Source organism: Ekhidna sp. (genome assembly GCF_040223195.1).
GTDB lineage: Bacteria > Bacteroidota > Bacteroidia > Cytophagales > Cyclobacteriaceae > Ekhidna.
This window is the reverse complement of the sequence record NZ_JAVKDX010000022.1, coordinates 284619-304959: the sequence shown is the minus strand read 5'-3', so window position 1 is coordinate 304959 and position 20341 is coordinate 284619. Positions and strand designations below refer to the sequence as shown.

17 protein-coding genes are annotated in these 20341 nt (G+C 45.7%); 11 read left to right on the top strand and 6 right to left on the bottom strand.

What is annotated here, in order from left to right; translation table 11 throughout:
- The first annotated feature begins 8 nt into the window (after nt 1-8).
- The 5 genes from porU (at nt 9) to RLN88_RS14975 (ending at nt 9287) form a co-directional block, all read left to right on the top strand.
- Nucleotides 9-3344: a type IX secretion system sortase PorU gene (gene porU / locus RLN88_RS14995; RefSeq protein WP_350222228.1), complete on the top strand. Its 3336-nt coding sequence runs from the start codon at nt 9-11 to the stop codon at nt 3342-3344.
- A 97-nt stretch (nt 3345-3441) separates the two neighbouring features.
- Nucleotides 3442-4647 (top strand): type IX secretion system outer membrane channel protein PorV, encoded by a 1206-nt coding sequence (porV, locus tag RLN88_RS14990; protein ID WP_350222227.1) that lies wholly within the window; start codon nt 3442-3444, stop codon nt 4645-4647.
- Between the two features lie 84 nt (nt 4648-4731).
- Nucleotides 4732-5928 carry a pyridoxal phosphate-dependent aminotransferase gene (locus RLN88_RS14985; RefSeq protein ID WP_350222226.1) on the top strand — a complete coding sequence of 399 codons (1197 nt, stop codon included), beginning with the start codon at nt 4732-4734 and terminating at the stop codon, nt 5926-5928.
- 3 nt (nt 5929-5931) lie between these two features.
- Nucleotides 5932-6930, top strand: coding sequence for a bifunctional heptose 7-phosphate kinase/heptose 1-phosphate adenyltransferase (locus tag RLN88_RS14980; protein ID WP_350222225.1), 999 nt, complete (start codon nt 5932-5934; stop codon nt 6928-6930).
- 17 nt (nt 6931-6947) lie between these two features.
- Nucleotides 6948-9287 carry a response regulator gene (locus RLN88_RS14975; RefSeq protein ID WP_350222224.1) on the top strand — a complete coding sequence of 780 codons (2340 nt, stop codon included), beginning with the start codon at nt 6948-6950 and terminating at the stop codon, nt 9285-9287.
- Here the strand turns inward: RLN88_RS14975 and hemE are convergent.
- The gene (gene hemE, locus RLN88_RS14970) at nt 9281-10303 is read right to left on the bottom strand and encodes a uroporphyrinogen decarboxylase (protein WP_350222223.1); all 1023 of its coding nucleotides are present in this window, start codon (nt 10301-10303) and stop codon (nt 9281-9283) included. The genes RLN88_RS14975 and hemE overlap by 7 nt on opposite strands.
- A gap of 79 nt (nt 10304-10382) precedes the next feature.
- Between hemE and sdaAA the strand changes: the two genes are divergently transcribed.
- Entirely contained in the window at nt 10383-11291 is a 909-nt protein-coding gene (gene sdaAA / locus RLN88_RS14965) for an L-serine ammonia-lyase, iron-sulfur-dependent, subunit alpha (protein ID WP_350222512.1), read from the top strand.
- Here the strand turns inward: sdaAA and RLN88_RS14960 are convergent.
- Entirely contained in the window at nt 11288-11737 is a 450-nt protein-coding gene (locus tag RLN88_RS14960) for a hypothetical protein (protein WP_350222222.1), read from the bottom strand. The genes sdaAA and RLN88_RS14960 overlap by 4 nt on opposite strands.
- 92 nt (nt 11738-11829) lie before the next feature.
- Between RLN88_RS14960 and RLN88_RS14955 the strand changes: the two genes are divergently transcribed.
- From RLN88_RS14955 to RLN88_RS14935, 5 genes are all read left to right on the top strand, one after another.
- Nucleotides 11830-12405 carry an adenylate kinase gene (locus RLN88_RS14955; RefSeq protein ID WP_350222221.1) on the top strand — a complete coding sequence of 192 codons (576 nt, stop codon included), beginning with the start codon at nt 11830-11832 and terminating at the stop codon, nt 12403-12405.
- A gap of 6 nt (nt 12406-12411) precedes the next feature.
- Nucleotides 12412-13395 (top strand): GTPase ObgE, encoded by a 984-nt coding sequence (gene obgE / locus RLN88_RS14950; protein ID WP_350222220.1) that lies wholly within the window; start codon nt 12412-12414, stop codon nt 13393-13395.
- Nucleotides 13396-13470: 75 nt separating this feature from the next.
- The gene (locus tag RLN88_RS14945) at nt 13471-14031 is read left to right on the top strand and encodes a nucleotide exchange factor GrpE (RefSeq protein WP_350222219.1); all 561 of its coding nucleotides are present in this window, start codon (nt 13471-13473) and stop codon (nt 14029-14031) included.
- 1 nt (nt 14032) lies between these two features.
- The gene (gene dnaJ / locus RLN88_RS14940; RefSeq protein WP_350222218.1) at nt 14033-15148 is read left to right on the top strand and encodes a molecular chaperone DnaJ; all 1116 of its coding nucleotides are present in this window, start codon (nt 14033-14035) and stop codon (nt 15146-15148) included.
- A gap of 49 nt (nt 15149-15197) precedes the next feature.
- On the top strand, nt 15198-16088 hold the full coding sequence (locus RLN88_RS14935; RefSeq protein WP_350222217.1) for a hypothetical protein: 891 nt from the start codon (nt 15198-15200) through the stop codon (nt 16086-16088).
- 35 nt (nt 16089-16123) lie between these two features.
- Here RLN88_RS14935 and RLN88_RS14930 read toward each other — a convergent pair whose 3' ends face one another.
- From RLN88_RS14930 to RLN88_RS14915, 4 genes are all read right to left on the bottom strand, one after another.
- Complete coding sequence (locus RLN88_RS14930) at nt 16124-16777, bottom strand: lysoplasmalogenase (RefSeq protein WP_350222216.1); 654 nt, start codon at nt 16775-16777, stop codon at nt 16124-16126.
- A 1-nt stretch (nt 16778) separates the two neighbouring features.
- Nucleotides 16779-17921 (bottom strand): MFS transporter, encoded by a 1143-nt coding sequence (locus tag RLN88_RS14925; protein WP_350222215.1) that lies wholly within the window; start codon nt 17919-17921, stop codon nt 16779-16781.
- A gap of 108 nt (nt 17922-18029) precedes the next feature.
- Nucleotides 18030-19113 (bottom strand): peptide chain release factor 2 gene (prfB, locus tag RLN88_RS14920; RefSeq protein WP_350222214.1). Its coding sequence is split into 2 segments (ribosomal slippage): nt 18030-19052 and nt 19054-19113, totalling 1083 coding nucleotides; the frame shifts between segments, so codons are not numbered across the junction.
- A gap of 141 nt (nt 19114-19254) precedes the next feature.
- On the bottom strand, nt 19255-20322 hold the full coding sequence (locus RLN88_RS14915; protein WP_350222213.1) for a branched-chain amino acid aminotransferase: 1068 nt from the start codon (nt 20320-20322) through the stop codon (nt 19255-19257).
- Nucleotides 20323-20341: the final 19 nt, after the last annotated feature.

Sequence of the window (20341 nt, the reverse complement as noted above, 5' to 3'; positions counted from 1 at the left end):
TCATACCGATGAGGAGGATTCTCTTTTTGCTAACCTTAATCAGCGCCCAATTGGCTAGTGGCCAGTCCTCCGTGCTTTCCACCGGCACATGGTTTAAGGTAGGGATTACCGAAACGGGTATTTTTAAAATCGATAAGAACACCCTGGATGCATTGGGTGTGCCTGCCACTGTAAACCCCCAGAAGGTCAAAATTTATGGAAATGGAGTAAAGGGAATCCTGCCTCAACGGAACTCAGAAGATCGCCCCACGGACTTATTGGAAAATGCGATTTTTGTTTCCGGACAAGCAGATGGCTCTTTCGACAATAATGATTATATCTTGTTTTATGGCATTGGGCCAGACAAGGAAGTGTGGGCTGATTCAGGTTTTGAGTACGAAAAAAATATCTACTCAGACACCTCATTTTACTTTATCAGAATAGATGGGCCGGATGGAAAGAGAATTTCCTCAAAGGAGAGTTTGGCAGGTACGGCTTCTCTGACGGTCACTTCATACGATGATTTTATCACCTTCGAGGAGGATGAAACCAACCTGATTTCCTCCGGTAGAGGGTGGTATGGGGAAACCATGTCCAGCGGTGAGTCTTTGTCCTTCTCCCATCAGATAACCGGCCTCAATTCCACCATTGAGCTGATAGCCAGTGTGGTTAGCCAGTCCTCAGAAAATGCGAACTTCAACATCAAAGCTGGCTCGTCCACTGTCGGAAGTATTCCAATAAGTGCCATACCCGATGGGCCAGGCACCACATATAGTTTGAAAGCAAGACAGGAAGTTGGAACCTTCAACTTGCCCAATACTTCCGCATTCAATCTGGAAATTGATTTTGATGGAAACGCCTCTGGCGAGCGCGGGTTTATTGATTTCTATTTTATGACCTTCAAGAGAAATCTACGATTGTATGGAAATGAAACCGATTTTCGATGGATTGGAAATCAGGGAGAGTTGATCAGATATGAGGTAGGCAATGCAGCCGGCTCTACCATTTGGGATGTAACAGATCCCACAAATATTCAATCGCAAGCTTACACAGTCAACTCCGGCAGGGCTGTTTTCCAAAGCCAATCCTCCGGCATTGAGGAGTTTGTGGTTTTTGAAGGCAATGATTTTCCAACACCCTTCATTTTTGGTGGGGTAAAAAATCAGAATATCCGCGCAAATTCAAACGTTGACGGGCTCATCGTCACTCATCCAAACTTCCTGGAGGCAGCCAATCAGCTGGCACAATTTCATCGGGATCACGACGGACTCAGCATAAAGGTGGCTACCACCACGCAGGTGTACAATGAGTTTTCTTCCGGAAGGCAGGATGTCACAGCCATACGTGATTTTGCCAGGCATATATATGAGGAGGGTGGTTCGTTGAAATATTTACTTCTGCTCGGCGACTGTTCGTATGATTACAAGGATCGGATTTCAAACAACACCAATTTTGTCCCCATTTATGAATCAAGGGATAGTTTTCATCCGGTCTACAGCTATTCATCGGATGATTATTATGGTTTTTTCGAAGATGACGAAGGTGAGTGGGAGGAGTCAGAAGCAGGGGATCATACCTTGGAAATTGGGGTGGGGAGATTGCCTGCCAAAACCCCTGAAGAAGCCAGGGCAATGGTTGAGAAAATCATTTATTACTCCACTAGTCCAAATACACTGGGTAAATGGAAAGGGGAAATGACTTATGTGGCGGATGATGGGGATACAAATATCCATGCCCGCCATGCCGAGGACCTGTCAGAGTTGATTGACACAACCTATGCACAATACAATGTCAACAAAGTCTTGCTGGACGCCTTTACCCAGGAAGCATCAGGCTCCTCCGAAAAATCCCCACAGGCCAGCGCGGCGCTAAAGACCCGAATCAAAAACGGAAGCTTTTTAGTCAACTACATCGGCCATGGAAATGAACGCTTGTGGATGGAAGAGGAAATATTGACCATGACCGATATTGGAGAACTCACCAACAGAAACAAGCTCCCGATTTTTGTGACAGCCACCTGCGAGTTTGGGAGGTTTGATGATCCTATACGCGTTTCAGGCGCAGAGGAATTGCTGATCATGGAGCAGGGTGGTGGGATCGCCCTTTTGACGACTAGCAGGCCGGTTTTTGCCAGTACCAATTTCAGCCTGAATAGAGCCTTTCATGAGAATGTTTTTCGCAAAGAAGGAGGAAAAAACCTGCGGCTCGGAGATATCATCAGGTTCACAAAAAACGAAGGGCTGGAAGGGCGTGTCAATAGAAATTTTACCCTCCTCGGGGATCCCATGATGCTGCCCGCTTTTCCAAAACTTGATATTGTCATCCATGAAATCCAATCGCAGCTGGACACTTTAAGTGCTCTGGAAGAAGTGACCTACACGGGCCAGATCGAGCAAAATGGATCAATAAGGACAGATTTTAATGGAATCCTGGCGGTGGGTATTTTTGATTTGAAGCAATCCTTCAAAACCAAAGGACAGGAGAGCGCGCCGTATACCTACACACTCAGAAGCAATGCCATATTCAGGGGCGAAGCTTCCGTGGTAGATGGGGAGTTTTCCTTCACTTTCGTGGTGCCAAAGAATATTTCCTACCAGTACCAAAAAGGGAAAATGAGCCTATATGCCTGGGATGAGGAAACCAATATTGATGCAGGAGGTTCTTCGAGAGAAGTAATTATCGGGGGTACAAATGATAACCCTACTGAAGATATGGCACCACCTCAGATTGTGGCATTTATGAATGACCCATCCTTTGTGAATGGATCGGTCGTGGGAGATTCACCCCTTTTAATTGTACAGATTCAGGATGAAAGCGGGATTACCACCACTCGCTCTGGCGTGGTGCAGGGAATCACCCTGTCATTGGGAGATGAAGAAATCAACCTCAATGATTTTTATACTGCGGATAGGGATAGCTACCAAAGAGGGACGGTCGTATACCCACTTCAGAACTTGGCCCCTGGCAATTATTCCGCAACGATCAAAGTATGGGACACGCACAACAACGCAGTGGAAACCACCATCCAATTTTCTGTGACGGACGAGGCTATTCTGTTTATTTACAACCCGATAGCATACCCCAATCCCATTCAGGGATCCACAACCTTCTCTTTTGAGCACGATCGGGAAGATGAAGATTTATCTATTTCGCTGCTTATTTACAGTCCAAAAGGTGAAGTAATAAGCAATAGGAATATTTTGGTGGAAAATAGTCAGCGGAATGTGGAAATCCATTGGGATGCAGTCACAAATGGAGGAGAGAGCCTAAGGCCAGGGATCTATTATTCCAGATTGATCATTCAGAGCCGGTTGGATGGAGCAACAAAAGAAATCACACAAAAGCTCGTTATTGTAGATTATTAGCACTTTAGATATTTGAAAATCAGCAGTTTTATTCAAAATATTAATTGGTATTCACCTGATCATGTTAAGTTTGGCATCCTTTTATAAAATCATTCGAATGAATCATCTTGTGAAGAAGATATTCTCGGTTCTTCTCGTTTTAGCCACTGTTCAGGCGCTAGGACAATCATCGTTTATTTCCGGTCAGGACAGTCTGAGAAACCCGATCACTGTAGCAGTACCATTTTTGGGTTTTGCCCCGGATAGTAGGGCATCAGCCATGGGGGATGTGGGGGCAGCCACCTCTCCGGATGCCAATAGTGTACATTGGAACAATGCAAAGCTCGCTTTTATAGACACAGACTTGGGTTTTGCATTTTCCTACTCTCCGTGGTTGGGAAATATCGTGGATGATATGTCACTCAACTACCTTACTTTCTACAAAAAGTTGGATCAGACACAAACCATCGGAGCAAGCTTCCGGTATTTTGATTTGGGTGAGATCGCACTCTATGATGAATTTGCCAACCCAAATGGAGTAGAAAATCCGAGCGAGCTCGCTTTTGATGGAACCTACTCCAGAAAGCTCTCAGAAAACATGGGCGTAGGTGTGACCCTGAGATTTATCTGGTCAAACCTGGCAGGCAATATCACTGGTGCTCCTGATGCAAAAGCAGGGACAAGTGTTGCAGTAGATTTAGGGTGGTACTATACCAAACCATTTATGCTCTCGGGCAAAAATTCCGAATTATCTCTTGGGGTTCATATGTCGAATATCGGGCAGAAAATTACCTACAGTGCAGAGAGCAATGAGAACTTTATCCCGGCCAATCTAAGGTTAGGGTCAGCTTTCAAAACCAACCTTGATCCATATAATACCATCACACTGGCTTTTGATATTAATAAATTAATGGTTCCAACACCCCCAATATATCAGACGGATGAAGACGGGAATATTGTCACTGTAAATGGGGAAAAACAAATCGCTAAAGGAAAGGATCCGGATAGGCCTTTGCTTTCAGGTACTTTCGGTTCTTTTGGAGATGCTCCAAGGGGATTTCAGGAAGAGATTCAAGAACTAACCTACTCCATCGGAGCGGAATATTGGTATAGGGATATCTTCGCCGCACGAGCAGGCTATTTTTCAGAACATAAAAACAAAGGGGATCGAAAGTATTTCACCCTGGGAGCGGGCTTTCGTTACCAGATTTTCGGATTTGATTTTTCTTATCTGATTCCAAAGGGTCAAAACCACCCGCTGGCAGATACGCTCAGAATCTCCTTGCTCTTCAACCTGAACCAGGGAGCGGACGAAGAAGGGTAAAGCCAATAGCGATTAAGATTTTTTTGAAGAAGAGTTGACGATTTTTAGTTAACTCTTCTTTCTATTTTTGTCAAAAAATAAACCATGAATACACTGTCCAATCGCATCAAAAGTATCCCTGAGTCTGAAACGCTGGCTATGGCTGCCAGAGCCAGACAGATGAAGGAAAAAGGGATTGAAGTGATCAGCCTGAGTCTGGGAGAGCCCGACTTTAAGACCCCTAAGCACATTCAGGAAGGTGCGATTGAGGCCATAAATTCAGAAAAGTATTTTGCCTACCCTCCGGTCAATGGCTACCTGGATCTTCGTCAGGCCATCTCTGAGAAGTTTAAAAGGGACAATGGACTGGACTACTCAGCAGATCAGATTGTAGTGTCAAATGGAGCTAAGCAATCCATTGCCAACGTGTTCATGGCGATCCTGAATCCGGGAGATGAAGTGATTGTACTCACCCCATATTGGGTAAGCTATTCAGCGATGATCCTTCTTGCAGAGGGTACACCTGTCTTCGTGCAGGGGACCATCGAAAATGATTTCAAAGCCACTGCCGATCAGATCAGGGAGGCTATTACGGACAAGACGAAGGCCATCATCTTTTCTTCTCCATGCAATCCTACAGGCTCGGTTTTCACCCGAGCTGAACTTGAGAGCATTGCCAATGTTTTGAAAGAGCGAGAGGACATCACAATTATTTCCGACGAGATTTATGAATTGATCAATTTCGGAGCAAAGCACGAAAGCATCGGCACCATCGGGGGGTTGCTGGATCGCACCGTGACGGTCAATGGATTTTCAAAAGGCTTTGCTATGACCGGGTGGAGAGTGGGATACATTGGTGCACCACTCTGGATTGCAAAAGCAGCAAATAAAATGCAGGGTCAGTACACATCCGGCAATTGTTCTATTGCCCAGCGCGCAGCTTTGGCAGCATTGAAAGGTTCTATGGAGCCTTCGATGGAGATGACAAAAGCCTATGAAAAAAGGAGGGCTTTGGTTTATGATCTTCTAAAGGAAATACCAGGGTTTGAGGTAAATATGCCGCAGGGGGCGTTCTATTTTTTCCCGAATGTGAGGTATTACCTGGGCAAATCCCACGGTGATATGAAGATCGAAACAGTGAGTGATTTATGCATGTACTTGCTGGAAGATGCCCATGTATCGCTGGTGACCGGAGAGGCGTTTGGTGATCCTGAATGTTTAAGACTATCTTATGCTGCCTCTGAGGAGGAACTGAAGACGGCCATCGCCAAGGTAAAAGAATCACTCGCAAAACTGTCATAGCCCATGAAATCCATCGAAGACGTTTTTGAAGCTTTTAAAGACAAAACCGTTTTGGTTGTGGGGGATGTGGTGGTGGACAACTACATACGCGGCAAAGCCAGCAAAATATCCAAAGAGGCACCAGTGCCGGTGCTCACACTAGAGAAGAAAGAAAGCAGGCTGGGAGGAGCTGCCAATGTAGCTATGAATCTCAGGGCATTGGGAGCCACACCGATCTTATGCTCGGTGGTAGGTGACGATCCCGACGGAGAGGCTTTTGAGCAGCTACTCAACTACGAAAATATGCCCAATAAAGGCATAATCAGAAGCCAGAATAGAGTCACTACTACCAAGCTCCGTATTACCTCAGGGTTGCAGCACCTGATCCGAATTGACCATGAGGATGTACACCCGTTGATTGATTTGGATCAAAAATCCTTGCTTCACCACATCAGAAACCTTTTGGACGAATGTGACCTGGTGATTTTTGAAGATTACGATAAAGGCACCATCAATCCGGAAGTCATCGAGCAGACGATCAAGCTGGCAAAGGATAAAAATATCCCCATTGCGGTGGATCCAAAACGAAGAAACTTCACTAAATACCAGGGAGTTACCCTTTTTAAGGTAAACGTGGCGGATCTTCAGGATGGGTTGGAGATTGAGTTTGATGCTCAGGATGAGGTTCAATTGGCCAATGCAGCAAGTCAGCTCAAAAGAAGCGTAGATGCGGAGAATTACTTTATCACACTCTCAAAAAATGGAATTTTCTACGATTCAGGCAAAGAATCCGGGAAGCTGGGATCTCACCCTCGAAAAATCGTGGAAGTGCTGGGGGCGGGAGATACGGTGATCAGTATCGCAGGGCTTTGCCTTACGCTGGGCTTACCCCTTGAATTTATCGCTGAACTCGCAAATATTGGTGGAGGCATGGTGTGTGAGATGCCCGGGGTAGTGCCAATCGACAAGGAAAAATTATTTCAGGAGGCGAAGGAAAATCCTATACTCAAAAAATATCTTTAATTTGGCTGCCATCAGCCATGTGTAGAATCATTACAACCCTTACCTTATTGCTGTGGATGGCCCATGGCACCAGTGGCCAGGAAGTCATCGAAGGGGTAATTGATTTGTCCAAAACCGATCTGAGAAACAATGCGGTAACGCTCAACGGAGACTGGGAATTTTATTGGAATGAACTCATCTCCCCTGATTCTATTCGGTTCTATGAGGAGGATTATTATGCTTTTCCAAAGCTGTGGAATGGAGGAACCACGGTCAAGAGGAAGAAACTCTCAGCACAGGGATATGCCACTTATCGAATCAGGGTGTTGCTACCTCCTAAAACCCCCCAGTTGGCGATCTCTCTTGGCGAGACCTATAATTCTTATCGTCTTTTTTACGATGGATTTGAAATAAGCAGAAATGGACAAGTAGGAAAAACCAAAGACGCCTCTGTGCCAGACTGGATGCCTCAGGTTATTCCAATTGCGAGGTATCAAAATACCCTCACCTTCGTCCTTCAGGTTTCAAACTTTCGGCACACCAAGGGCGGTGTGAGGGAGCCGATCATGATTGGCGATAGGAAGACGCTCAGTGCAAAGCGGGATTTTGATTTCAGCTATGATTTCCTGCTCAGTGGCAGTTTGATCATGGGCGGATTGTTTTTCCTAGGGCTGTTTATGTTTGGCCAGCACGAACGATCGGTACTTTTCTTTGCGCTGTTTTGTATCACGTTTAGCTACCGGATGATCGGAAGTGGTGAATATGCAGTACACGCACTTTATCCCAACATGTCTTGGGATTTGATCATAAGAAGTGAGTATCTGTCTCTGTTCATCCCCTGCGGGATTTTTACCATTTATAGCTATCTACTCTATCCGGAGGATAGTAAGCGAACCATCCTATTGGGCTTTTCAGTGATTTGCGGGATATTCTCCATACTTTCACTTTTTGCTCCCCCCATTTTCTTCACAAAGCTGGTTGAGCCATTCTTTGTATTGGTAATAGTTGGAATTTTTTACCTCATCTATGTCTATTGGATCGCCTACAAGCGAAACCGGACTGGGGCTCAGTACGCCTTTGCCAGTACGGGGATTGTATTTATGGTTGCGGTATACCTCATTTCAGTATATCTGAGTCCGGTGCAGGAAAACACCTTCCTGACGTTCATAGGGTTCATACTCTTCTTCTTTTTCCAGTCCCTGATATTGTCTTACCGTTTTGCTCATTCATTGAGAAAGGCAAAGGATGCGGCGGAAGCAGCATCAAAGGCAAAAACAGATTTTCTAAGTACCATTTCGCATGAAATCAGAACGCCATTGAATGCAGTGGTGGGGATATCTCATTTTCTTGTCAATGAAAATCCCAGACGTGATCAGGAGGAAAGCTTAGAGTCGCTGCAATTTTCCGCAGAGCATCTCACAGCGCTGATTAACGACATTTTGGATTACAATAAACTGGAGTCCGGAGCAATTGAGTTTGAATTTACTGAGGTCAATTTAAAAACCCTTGCAGCAAAGATTATCAAGGCGCATACACCCATTGCCAAAGAGAAAGGCTTGGATCTATCATTAGAAATTGATGAAAAAATGCATCCACTTGTTTTAGCAGATCAGACGCGGATTTACCAGGTTTTGAACAACCTGATCAATAATGCGTTGAAATTCACTTCAAAGGGATATGTGAAGCTTAAAACTACTGTTCTTAGTCAGGACGAGCATATTCAGACCATTCGAACGGAGGTGTTGGATTCTGGCATTGGCATTCCTCACAATAAGCAAAAAGTAATTTTTGAAATGTTTACCCAGGCGGGCTCATCCACCACGCGTGAGTTTGGCGGTACCGGTTTGGGATTGGCCATCATAAAAAAAATCCTGAACATGGTAGGCTCAGAAATCTATGTGAAGAGCGAGCCTGGTTCGGGTACTATCTTCTGGTTTGATCTGAGATTCAAAAAGGTACTGCATGAAGAGGTGGATCTGGCAGTTCAGGAAGAGGCAGACACAAACATTATCTCAGGTAAGCGAATATTGTTGGTAGAAGACAACCAGATGAACATCATGGTGGCTGAGAAGTTTTTGAAGAAGTGGGAGCTAATTGTGGAGGTGGCGCACAATGGCCAGGAAGGGGTGGATATGATGCAGGAAAATAGCTATGATTTGGTTTTAATGGATCTGCAGATGCCAATCATGGATGGATACAAAGCCACCAGGAAGATTCGGACATTCGATCAGAAAACCCCGATTATTGCGCTTACAGCCTCGGCACTCCTGAAAGTAAGGCAGGAGGTAATTGCGGCGGGCATGAACGACTATATCACCAAGCCGTTTGATCCCAGCGAGCTGAGAAGAAAGATTGCAGCTTACATCAAGTATCAGTGAGCAGATAGCTCCTTGACCGTATCCACGAAATACTTCACTTTCTGAGGGTCCGTATCAGGATAGACTCCATGACCAAGATTCGCGATGTGAGGTTGATCTCCAAAAGCCTCTAGCATGTTGCGTGTTTCCTCTTTGATGGATTCATTAGAGCCATACAATGCACATGGATCCAGATTCCCCTGAAGGGTCTTATTTGGAAGAACCTTTCTTGACTCATGCGGATTCATATTCCAGTCCAGCCCTACCGTTCTGCAATTGATGTTCGCCATTTCAGGCAGTGCCCACCAGGCTCCTTTTGCAAAAACAGTAATTGGCACATCAGTGATGGCATCACATATTTTAGCAATGTACTTCAGGGAAAATTGAGTGTAATGTTCAGGGGGTAAAACTCCGGCCCAGGAGTCAAATATTTGAAGCATATTGGCTCCTGCCTCCACCTGTTTCTTCAGGTATCCAATGGTCGATGAGGTAATCATCTCCAGAAGCTGGTTAGCCATAGCTGGGTCGGTATACAGGAATCTTCTTGCTTTCGAAAAGGTCTTGCTTCCCCCGCCCTCAATCATATAAGAAAAAATGGTCCATGGCGCCCCGGCAAACCCAATGATGGGGACTCTTCCATCAAGCTCCTTTTTGGTGATTTTGATTGCTTCATAAACATAACTCAAATCATCAGGGTCTGCTACTTTCAACGAATCAATATCACTTTTGCTTTCAACGGTCTTTGGAAAATGAGGCCCTTTTTTCTCCACCATCTCATAGGTCAGGCCCATTGCCTCCGGGATCACCAGGATGTCCGAAAAAATGATCGCAGCATCTACCCCGAGTATATCCACAGGCTGAATTGTAACCTCCGCAGCTAGCTCAGGAGTCTCTACCAGTTCCTTAAATCCGGACAGACTATTTCGAACTGCCCGGTATTCAGGTAAAATTCTACCGGCTTGTCTCATCAGCCACACGGGTGTACGCTCGGTCTTTTCGCCTCTGGCTGCTCGTAGAATAAGATCATTTTTCAACATGGCCGCAAAAATAGGTACGATCACGAAACTCCTGGCCAAATGCATCAGTTATTGGGTCAAACAAATAGTATCTTTGAGTATGGGCGTTTTATTTAACAGTTTCGAAGAGTGGAAGCAGGATTGTCAGAGTAAGGATACTCCGCTGTTTCAACCCGTGCTTGATTTTGAAGTCAATCAGAAAGGGAAAAAGGAAGAGGATATTTGGACAGGAATTGACCAGGCCTATCAGGTGATGAAAGAGGCTGTACAATCGGGGCTGAGCGAGGAAATGAATTCTTATTCCGGGATGATCAACAATGGAGCGAAGAAGGTGATGAACTTTCCGAAAGCAGTACTTTCTCCAGAGTTTCAGAGACTGGTGGCCCGAGCCCTGGCAGCCAAAGAGGTCAATTCCTGCATGGGGCGTGTGGTAGCTGCACCTACAGCAGGTGCCAGTGGGATTCTACCCGGAACTCTCGTGACCCTTCAGGAAATCCATCACCTTCCGGATCAGAAGATATATGAAGCGTTGCTCATTGGCGCAGGTGTAGCATTGATTTTGGAAAAAAGGGCCTCCATAGCAGGCGCGGTAGGAGGCTGCCAGGCAGAGACCGGTGCAGCGGCAGCCATGGCAGCAGCCGGGATCACTTACTGTTTAGGTGGTACGAATGAACAGGTATTCAATGCGGTTGCTATTACCATCCAGTGCATGCTAGGATTGGTCTGCGATCCTGTTGCCGGCTTAGTTGAGATTCCATGTGTGGTAAGAAATGCCAGCGCAGCAGCCATCGCTAATTCCTCGGCTCAGATTGCCCTGGCGGATGTAAGCACTGTGATCCCTGTGGATGAATGCGTAGATGCGATGGGTGAAGTGGGACAAAGCATGGAAGCAAGGTATAAGGAAACTGCCGAGGGAGGGTTGGCAGCCACCCCTACAGGCAGGGCCATTTCCAAGCGGGTACTCATTCAGGATATCGAGGTGATGGAAGATGAGCCAGACCCGGACTAAATTGTCACAAGATCTTCGATTAGCCAGAAGGCATATTTCACGATTAGTGTGATGACTGTGCTCCAAATCAAGGCACTGATCCACATCCATTTTAGAATCAGCTTTTTCTTAGAGCCTAATAAATTGACGAGCAATCCACCACCGGGAGGGGTAAGCACCAGAGGCGTTAGCAGACACAACCCCTTCAGCCCAAACTTCCTCCACATTCTCACAAAACGCCGACTTTTTTTGCTAAATATTTTCTTGTTTTTTCTAAACCGCCCAAAAAACCGGTGGATTTCATCCCCGAAAAAAGTGAATAGGTAGATGGTCGTCATCATACCCAGGGCAGTGAGAATGATGATGGCCGGCACGGGCAGGTCATTGGCTACTCCAAACGTAGGGCCAAAGATGAACTTGAGTCCGCTGAGGAAGTAAACTGTGAAATATTTGAGTGCGGTAGCCATAATAGTTGGCTAACTTAAATAGAGTAGTTTAAAATCAGACTGCTCGAAACATTTTTAGCGATTATCTTTGTCGCTTTTTACAAATTGTAGGTATGCTAAATATTATTTTGTTTGGTCCTCCGGGCGCTGGAAAGGGAACTCAAAGTGAGCGACTCATTAAGAAGTATGGTCTGTGTCATATCTCTACCGGGGATCTTTTTAGATGGCATACCAAAAACGATACAGACCTTGGCCAAAGAGTGAAGGAGATCATCAACAGTGGTCAGTTGGTGTCTGATGATATTACCATCGCCATGCTGAAAGAAGAGGTAGAAAAGAACCCGGGTGCAAGCGGTTTCCTTTTCGATGGCTTCCCTAGAACAGTAGATCAGGCCAAGGCGCTTGATACCTTGATGGAATCAATGAATACGGCGATCCATGCGGTGATAGAATTGAAAGTGACTGAAGAGGAAGTTCGTCAACGGATCGCCAAGAGAAAGGAACTGGAAAATCGTGCCGATGATGCTTCAGATAAGCTGGATAGAAGAATTGGCGAGTACTTTAATAAGACGGTACACGTGTTGCCCTTCTACGATGCTCAGGGGAGACTTTCTACTGTGAATGGCATTGGAAATATCGACGATATTTTTTCAGAGATAGACAAGACCGTTTCCGCACTTAAGGTCTAAAGACCTATGGAATCGAACTTTATAGATTACGTAAAATTCTACGCCAAGTCAGGTGATGGCGGAGCTGGGTCAGTGCATTTCCGCAGGGAGAAGCACGTACCCAAAGGAGGCCCGGATGGAGGTGATGGCGGCAAAGGTGGAAATATTATTCTCCGGGGCAATAGCCAGCTTTGGACCCTTCTGCACCTCAAATATCGCAAGCACATAACCGCAGAGAATGGAGGCCATGGTGAGGGCAATCGGAGGTTTGGAAAGGATGGAGAGGACATCATTCTGGAAGTTCCTATTGGCACAATTGCGCGAAACTCCGAGACCAACGAGAAAATGCTCGAAATCATGGAAGATGGTGAAGAGCAGGTGCTGCTGCCGGGAGGAATGGGAGGAAGAGGAAATGTCCATTACAAAACAGCGACTAACCAAACACCCCGATATGCTCAGCCGGGCATTGAAGGTATTGAAGCCTGGGTAATCCTTGAGCTTAAAATACTAGCCGATGTGGGACTCGTGGGATTCCCAAATGCCGGAAAATCCACATTGCTTTCCGTAGTTTCTGAAGCCAAACCAGAGATTGCCGACTACCCTTTCACCACGTTGGTGCCCAACCTTGGTGTGGTTCCTTATCGTGATTATAAATCATTTGTGATGGCCGATATCCCCGGAATTATCGAAGGAGCAGCAGAAGGTAAGGGGCTGGGAAATCGATTTCTTCGGCACATAGAAAGGAACTCCATTTTGTTGTTTTTGATCCCGGCGGATGCCAAGGATATCCGTAAAGAGTTTGACATTCTTATGGGTGAACTGAAAAAACACAATCCGGAGCTGATGGATAAAGATCGTCTGCTTGCAGTATCCAAATCTGATTTGCTCGATGAAGAATTGATGACGGAAATGAGAGAGGAACTCCCAGAAATTGAGACGCTGTTTATCTCCAGTGTGACTGGTTTTGGAATTCAGGAATTGAAGGACAAAATCTGGCAACTCCTAAACTAACTGACATATTGACACACCAATTGTCATTGGCAAAGAAATTGTCAATTTGAGATCGTCTTTAAGCATGTTGAAAGAATGAAGGAAACAAAAGAAAAAGTGACTAAAGAGCAGGAAATAGCAGAAGAGCAAGAAGCTCAGGTAGCCGATGAGCAAGTGAAGGAAGAATCCAATCAGGAGGAATCTTCTGAGCCTACACTTGAAGAACAGCTAGGGGAAGCCAAGGACAAATACCTGCGATTATATTCTGAGTTTGAAAACTTCAGAAGAAGAACAGCCAAAGAAAAACTTGATCTGATCAGCACCGCCAATAAGGATTTAATGTCGGATTTGCTTCCGGTACTGGATGATTTTGAGCGGGCCATGAATGCATCAGAATCAAGTGATGATATAAAGGCTTTGCGGGAAGGCATGATTTTAATTCAGACTAAGTTGAGCAAGTCGTTGGAGAACAGAGGCCTAAAGAAAATGGAGGTAAGCAAGGGGGATGAGTTTGATGATGAGAAGCATGAAGCTATCACACAGATACCTGCTGATAAGGATTTGGAAGGAAAAATTGTTGACGTTGTTGAGCCGGGGTACACCCTTGGTGAGACTGTGGTGAGATTTGCAAAAGTTGTCGTAGGAGCGAAGCAATAAGATGGCAAAAAGAGACTATTACGAAATTTTAGGAGTTGAACGGTCGGCGACCAAAGAGGAGCTTAAAAAGGCTTATCGCAAGATCGCCATCAAGTATCACCCTGACAAAAATCCTGACGATAAGGAAGCGGAGGAGAAATTTAAGGAGGCTGCTGAGGCGTATGAAGTGCTGAGCAATGATGAGAAGCGTCAGCGGTATGATCGTTTTGGTCATCAGGGAGTTGGAGGAGCCGGTGGAGGCTTCAGTGGCGGAAGTATGAACATGGACGATATCTTCTCACAATTCGGAGACATTTTCGGAGGAGGCAGTCCATTCGAAAGCTTCTTTGGTGGAGGGGCTCGCGGTGGTCGTAGAACCAGGAAAGGCACCAACCTACGAATCAAGCTGAAGCTCACCCTGGAAGAAGTAGCCAATGGTGTAGAAAAGAAAATCAAAGTAAACCGACTCGTTGTTGACCCGGATACTAAGTTCCAGACATGTTCAAGCTGCAATGGTACCGGCCAGGTGCGAAAGGTAATGAACACTATGCTTGGTCAGATGATGAGCACATCCACCTGCCCAACATGCGGAGGTAGTGGTCAGACCGTGGAAAGCAGAGCGACAGGCGTAGATAGTTCAGGCCTCAAAAGACAGGAGGAAGTCATCTCCATAAAAATACCAGCAGGTGTAACCGATGGTATGCAACTCTCCATGTCAGGAAAAGGCAATGAGGTGGCGGGAGGAATCCCGGGAGATCTTTTGATTCTTGTGGAAGAGGTAGAGGATGATACGCTAAAGAGAGATGGAAACAATGTCATCTATGATTTGTATATCAATTTCATTGATGCGGCGCTCGGCACATCCATCGAAGTGCCAACCATCGGTGGCAAAGCCAAAATAAAAATTGAACCTGGGACTCAAAGTGGTAAAATTCTGCGCCTGAGAGGAAAGGGGATTAAGTCCGTGGAAGGATATGGGCAGGGAGATCAGCTGGTTCACGTAAATGTGTGGACACCTAAAAAACTTAGTGCTGAGGAAAAAACAACACTTGAGGCACTGCGGGATTCTCCGAACTTTCAGCCAGATCCAAGCAAGGCGGATAAGAGCTTCTTCGAGCGGATGAAAGAATTCTTCTAATTAGCGAGAGAAACGTAACCTCCGCATATTCTTTCCGTAATAGGAATCCATGTTGCGGTTGGTATTGATAGCAGGGATTAGCCTGCTTGTGAGCATAAGTGCAGTTTCACAACTCACTAAGTTTTATACAATTAAGGAATCTTCAGACTTTGATACCGTTGACTTTTACTTAAAAGCCACGGCCACCAACTGTCTCCTCAAGCTGTCTGAAGAAGATAAAAACCCACTTACAATCTACGGGAATCCTGATCTGGAAAAGATCAACCCTGCGTTTGCCAGCAAAGTGAAGAACAATACCTGCTACTCCAAACTGGTGCTGGATGAATACAGTTCTTCTGGGTTTGGGGATAGTTTCACCATGGCTGTTTCCCGCAGTGATAAGGAGAATGATTTTTGGAAAGTCAATTTCAGTGAAAATAAGATATATAAGCTCAATCTGATTTATGGCTTTGGAAATGCCGATGTAAACCTTACAGGCTCTTCCGTGCAGCGGTTGAAAATCAAATCCGGTAGTGCAGATATCATTGTAGGCTATGATGAGGGCAGTATGAACCCAATTCAGATGGATACCTTTTTCGTTAAAGCAGATTTCGGTTCCATTGTGGCCAAGCGGATGGAGCTGGCCCGTGCCAAAAACGTAATCACTAAAATAGGCTTTGGAAATGTCCTGTTGGATTTCGATCAGCAAATGAATGAGCGCTGCAATGTAGATGCCTCCGTTGGGGCAGGGAATCTGGAGATCCTACTCCCCAAAGATGGCACCCCTGTCATTATTTATGTGAGGGATTCTCCCCTTTGCGCAGTAAAAATTGCCAAGGGGTTTGAGGAGGTTGAGAAAAATGTGTTTGTGAACATGAGCTATGCAGCAGATGCCGAAAACCTACTCTCTTTTGATGTGGATGTTGCATTAGGTATGGTTCGCTTCAGGTACGCAGATTGATTTTTATTTGACGCTCGGAAAAGAACTTATAGATCTTATTCCACGTGTTTCAACAGCCCCTTCACCAACAGCAACTGCGCCGCGCAATAAGTAAACATGATGAACACTCCTGCATACGGGATAGCCGTGTGAAATGCATTGAATGCCAGGATGGAATCTGAAAGTACAAAGAGAATGCTGCCTAGCAGGGCCAGCTTGTAGCTTTCCTGTGAGGTATGTCCCTCCCGCTTACTGGCCATGATCGCCATGATCATAATTACCGATCCATAGATGATGATTGGAATGGTAAAATCACCTGCCGGTAGGAGAATGTAGAAAAGTAAGCCCCCATAAAGCAGAAACGGAATGATTCGTTTCAGATTTACGGATGGAGCCTGATAGCATGACTTTCTTAATAGCACGATGTAGGTAATCTGAGCAGCCAGAAACAGGCCTATCCCCCCCATAAAATACATCTGATCTTCCTGGTGCATGAGCACAACATCTCCCAGCCAGGAAAAGACAAGCGCAAGACAGAGTAGGAGTATCCTTCCGGTGGTTTTACCAAGGCTCGACTTATAGACATAAAGAATAAGCAGAGGCATCAGCAGTGGCTTGGTGAATTGATCAAGTTCTTCCGAAGGGATCAATTTGGCCAAAAGGTTGGCAACAGATACTGCAATGTAGATCCAGAATATGATGTTTGGCATATTATTTCCCTTTAAACAATAAATAAATAAACGCCAAAAACGCCAAACTACCACATCCAGCGAAAACCACCGGAAAGTTGTCCGGGTTGCCATTGTAGATCTGTCCGGCTAGCATGGCACCCATGCCTATGCCTATCTCCAGCGCCATGAACAATGTGGAGAATCCCCGTCCCCGAAACTGGTCTGGAGCCAGGTCAGCAGCCCATGCAAACAATGCCGGGGAGGATAAACCATAGCCTGCGCCAAAGATCAGTGCCCCTGTTAAAAAGTGAAGAGAATTGAATGAGAAGCCTGTATAGATAGATCCCGTAGCAATGATCAAAGTTGCTGCCTGAAGTATTCTCCTGCGTCCAAATTCATCCGATAGCCTGCCACCGACCACTCTGGCTACTAGTGAAGTCATGGTAAAGTAGAACATATACAGACCTTTATTATCTACACCCACGTATCCGCTAAAATCTGGGATCAGTGTCAGAGCAGTTCCAAACGAAAAGGTGACCAACATCATCACCACCGAGGGAACCAAAACGGTAGGCTCATAGATGTCCGTCTTTTTGATCATGAGAAGCTGCCTGGAAAAGCGCTGCTTGTTTTCTACCGTCTCCTTCATCCCGGCTATCACGATGACGGAGAGAAGTGCCACAGCCGCGCTGGAGTAGAAAAGCACGTTGATGTGATAGTGAATGGCGATCACTCCACCAATGTAATTTCCGATTCCCATTCCGGTCATCCCGAAGAAGCTCAAAATACCCATCCCTTCGCCACGTCTGTTTAAGGGCACAATGTCGGCTACATACGCTGCTGTTCCCGTGGGTTTGAAACCGGTAGAAAAACCATGCAAAAAGCGAATAAACAGGAAGGCATAAATGTTTAGAAAAAACGGATAAAAAAGTGAAACAACTGCCGTCACAGCTGCTCCGAAAACCATCACAGGGATTCGTCCCCAAGTGTCAGTAAGTTTTCCACTAAATGGACGTGAAATGAGGGCTGTCAGTGTGAAAAAGGTGATATGCAGCCCAATGTAACCCTCTCCGCCAAACGTCCGCATAAAATCCGGCAGCTCGGGGAGCACCATGTTGAACGAACCGAAAAACAGGAAAGAACTCAAGGAGAGCAACCAAAAGTTCAGTGAGTATTTTTTCATATGTTAAAATATCATTCCCCCCTCTGGAGCGGTTCGACGTTTCGAGGGCTAGGGGGAGGATTATTTACAAACACTAAACATGACAAGTAACTGCGTAAGTTGAGCAAGCTACTCCTCACCATGAAGCAGATAAGCCTTTATATAATCATTCAAGTCCCCATCAAGTACATTCTGCACATCCGTTCGCTCATAGCCAGTTCGGGCATCTTTGATGAGTTTGTAGGGGTGCAACACATAATTCCTGATTTGTGATCCAAAATCAATCGCTTTTTTTCCAGCTTCAATGTTTGCCCGTTCCTTGTTTCGTTTTTCAATCTCCATCTGGTAGAGCTGAGACTTGAGCATCTGCATGGCTCGCTCCCGGTTTGCAAGCTGCGAGCGTTCCACCTGGCACACTACCACAATGCCTGTAGGCTTGTGGGTTAGCTGCACTTTGGTTTCCACCTTGTTTACGTTCTGACCACCTGCACCGCCGGATCGTGAAGTATGTAACTCCACATCGGAAGGATTAATGTCAATTTCGATGGAATCATCTACCACAGGATAGACATATACAGAGGCAAAAGAAGTGTGTCTCCTTCCGCCACTATCGAAAGGGGAGATACGAACCAAACGATGCACACCATTTTCAGATTTTAGATACCCGTAAGCTAAAGGGCCGTCAAACTCTAAGGTTACGGATTTCACACCAGCGACATCACCCGCCTGATAATCAACCTCACGTACTTTGTATCCATTGGCCTCTCCCCACATGATATACATCCGCATGAGGATTCCGGCCCAGTCATTGCTTTCAGTGCCTCCCGCACCCGGAGTGATTTGCAGCATGGCGGAAAGCTGATCTTCCTCCTCGCCCAGCATTTTCTTAAGCTCCAGTTCTTCCAACTGCTTCAAAGCGGTATCATAGGCCTCCTGAACTTCCTCATCAGAAGCTTCCCCTTCCTGATTGAATTCAAATAGGGTTTCTACATCACCAAGCGAAGTTTCTACTTCTTCGAAACTATCCGTCCAGCCTTTCAGCGACCGGATGTTTTTCATGGTTTTTTCGGCTTCTTCAGGATTGTTCCAAAAGTCTGGTTGTGCGGTTACAAGCTCTAATTCCTCCAGGTTTTTCTTACGCCCCGCATAGTCAAAGGTACCCCCTCAAGGCATTAACGCGAGCCTTTAAATCTTTCAGTTCTTCGGTTGTCATGAAATGCTAAAATTGAGTGGCGAAGATAGCGTTAGTCTTTTAGGAATCAATATTAAAAACAATACTATTTCCCTTATTTAGGTCTCAATTTCCCCCTTTGGAGGGGGTTAGGGGGAGGATGTTAAAAATGGAAAATGATTATCACCCAATCTTCTTGATCCACCCGTACTTATCTTCAATCTGTCCCATCTTGATGCCAGTAAGGGCATCTAACAGTCGATTAGAAATCTTACGGGTTTCAATGGCCGGAAGTTGATAGTCTGTTCCTTCATAGCCGATCACAGCAATGTGAGAAATCGTAGCAGCCGTGCCAATACCAAAAGCCTCAGTCAGTGATCCATTCTCAATAGACTCAATCACTTCGTCTACTTTGATAGGTCTTTCTTCTACTTTCCACCCCCAGTCTCTCGCAAGGATCAACGCACTTTCCCTGGTAATTCCCGGAAGGATTGAATCGCTGGTTGGTGGGGTTACCAATGTGTCATTGATCACGAACATGATGTTCATGGTGCCCGACTCCTCAATAAACTCATGTGTCTGGCCATCTGTCCAAACCAGCTGATGGTAGCCCTTTGCCTGGGCTTGTCTGGCTGGGTAAAGAGATGCAGCGTAGTTTCCTGCGGTCTTTGCGGCTCCCACTCCGCCACGGACTGCTCTGGTAAAATGCTTTTCGATTTTTACCTTCACTGGCTCGGCATAGTAGCCGCCCACCGGGCCTGTCAGTACGATAAATTTGTAAGTCTCCGAGGGTCTTACACCAATGAATGGGTCATCTGCAAACTGGAAAGGTCTAATGTAAAGTGAAGTGCCGGGTTTATTTGGTACCCAATCCCTATCCACAGAGATCAAAGCCTCTATCGACTCCATAAAGAGCTCTAGTGGAACCGGAGGCATACACATGCGCTCGGCGCTTTTGATCATCCGCTTGGCGTTTGCCTCTGGTCGGAAAATCAAAATTTCACCATTATCATTTTTGTGTGCCTTAAGCCCTTCGAAAATACTCTGCGCATAATGCAACGCTGCATTAGCCGGACTGATGGATAAATTTTGATAAGGGGTAATTCTCAGGTCAGTCCACTCGCCGTTTTTGTAATCAGCTATAAACATGTGGTCTGAAAATGTTCTTCCGAAGGCAAGGTTTTCAAAATCGATTTGGGGTAGTCTCGATTGGCTTGTTTCGGTAATCTGGATGTCCAACGTCTCGGTCATTTTCTACAATCTTTGGGGT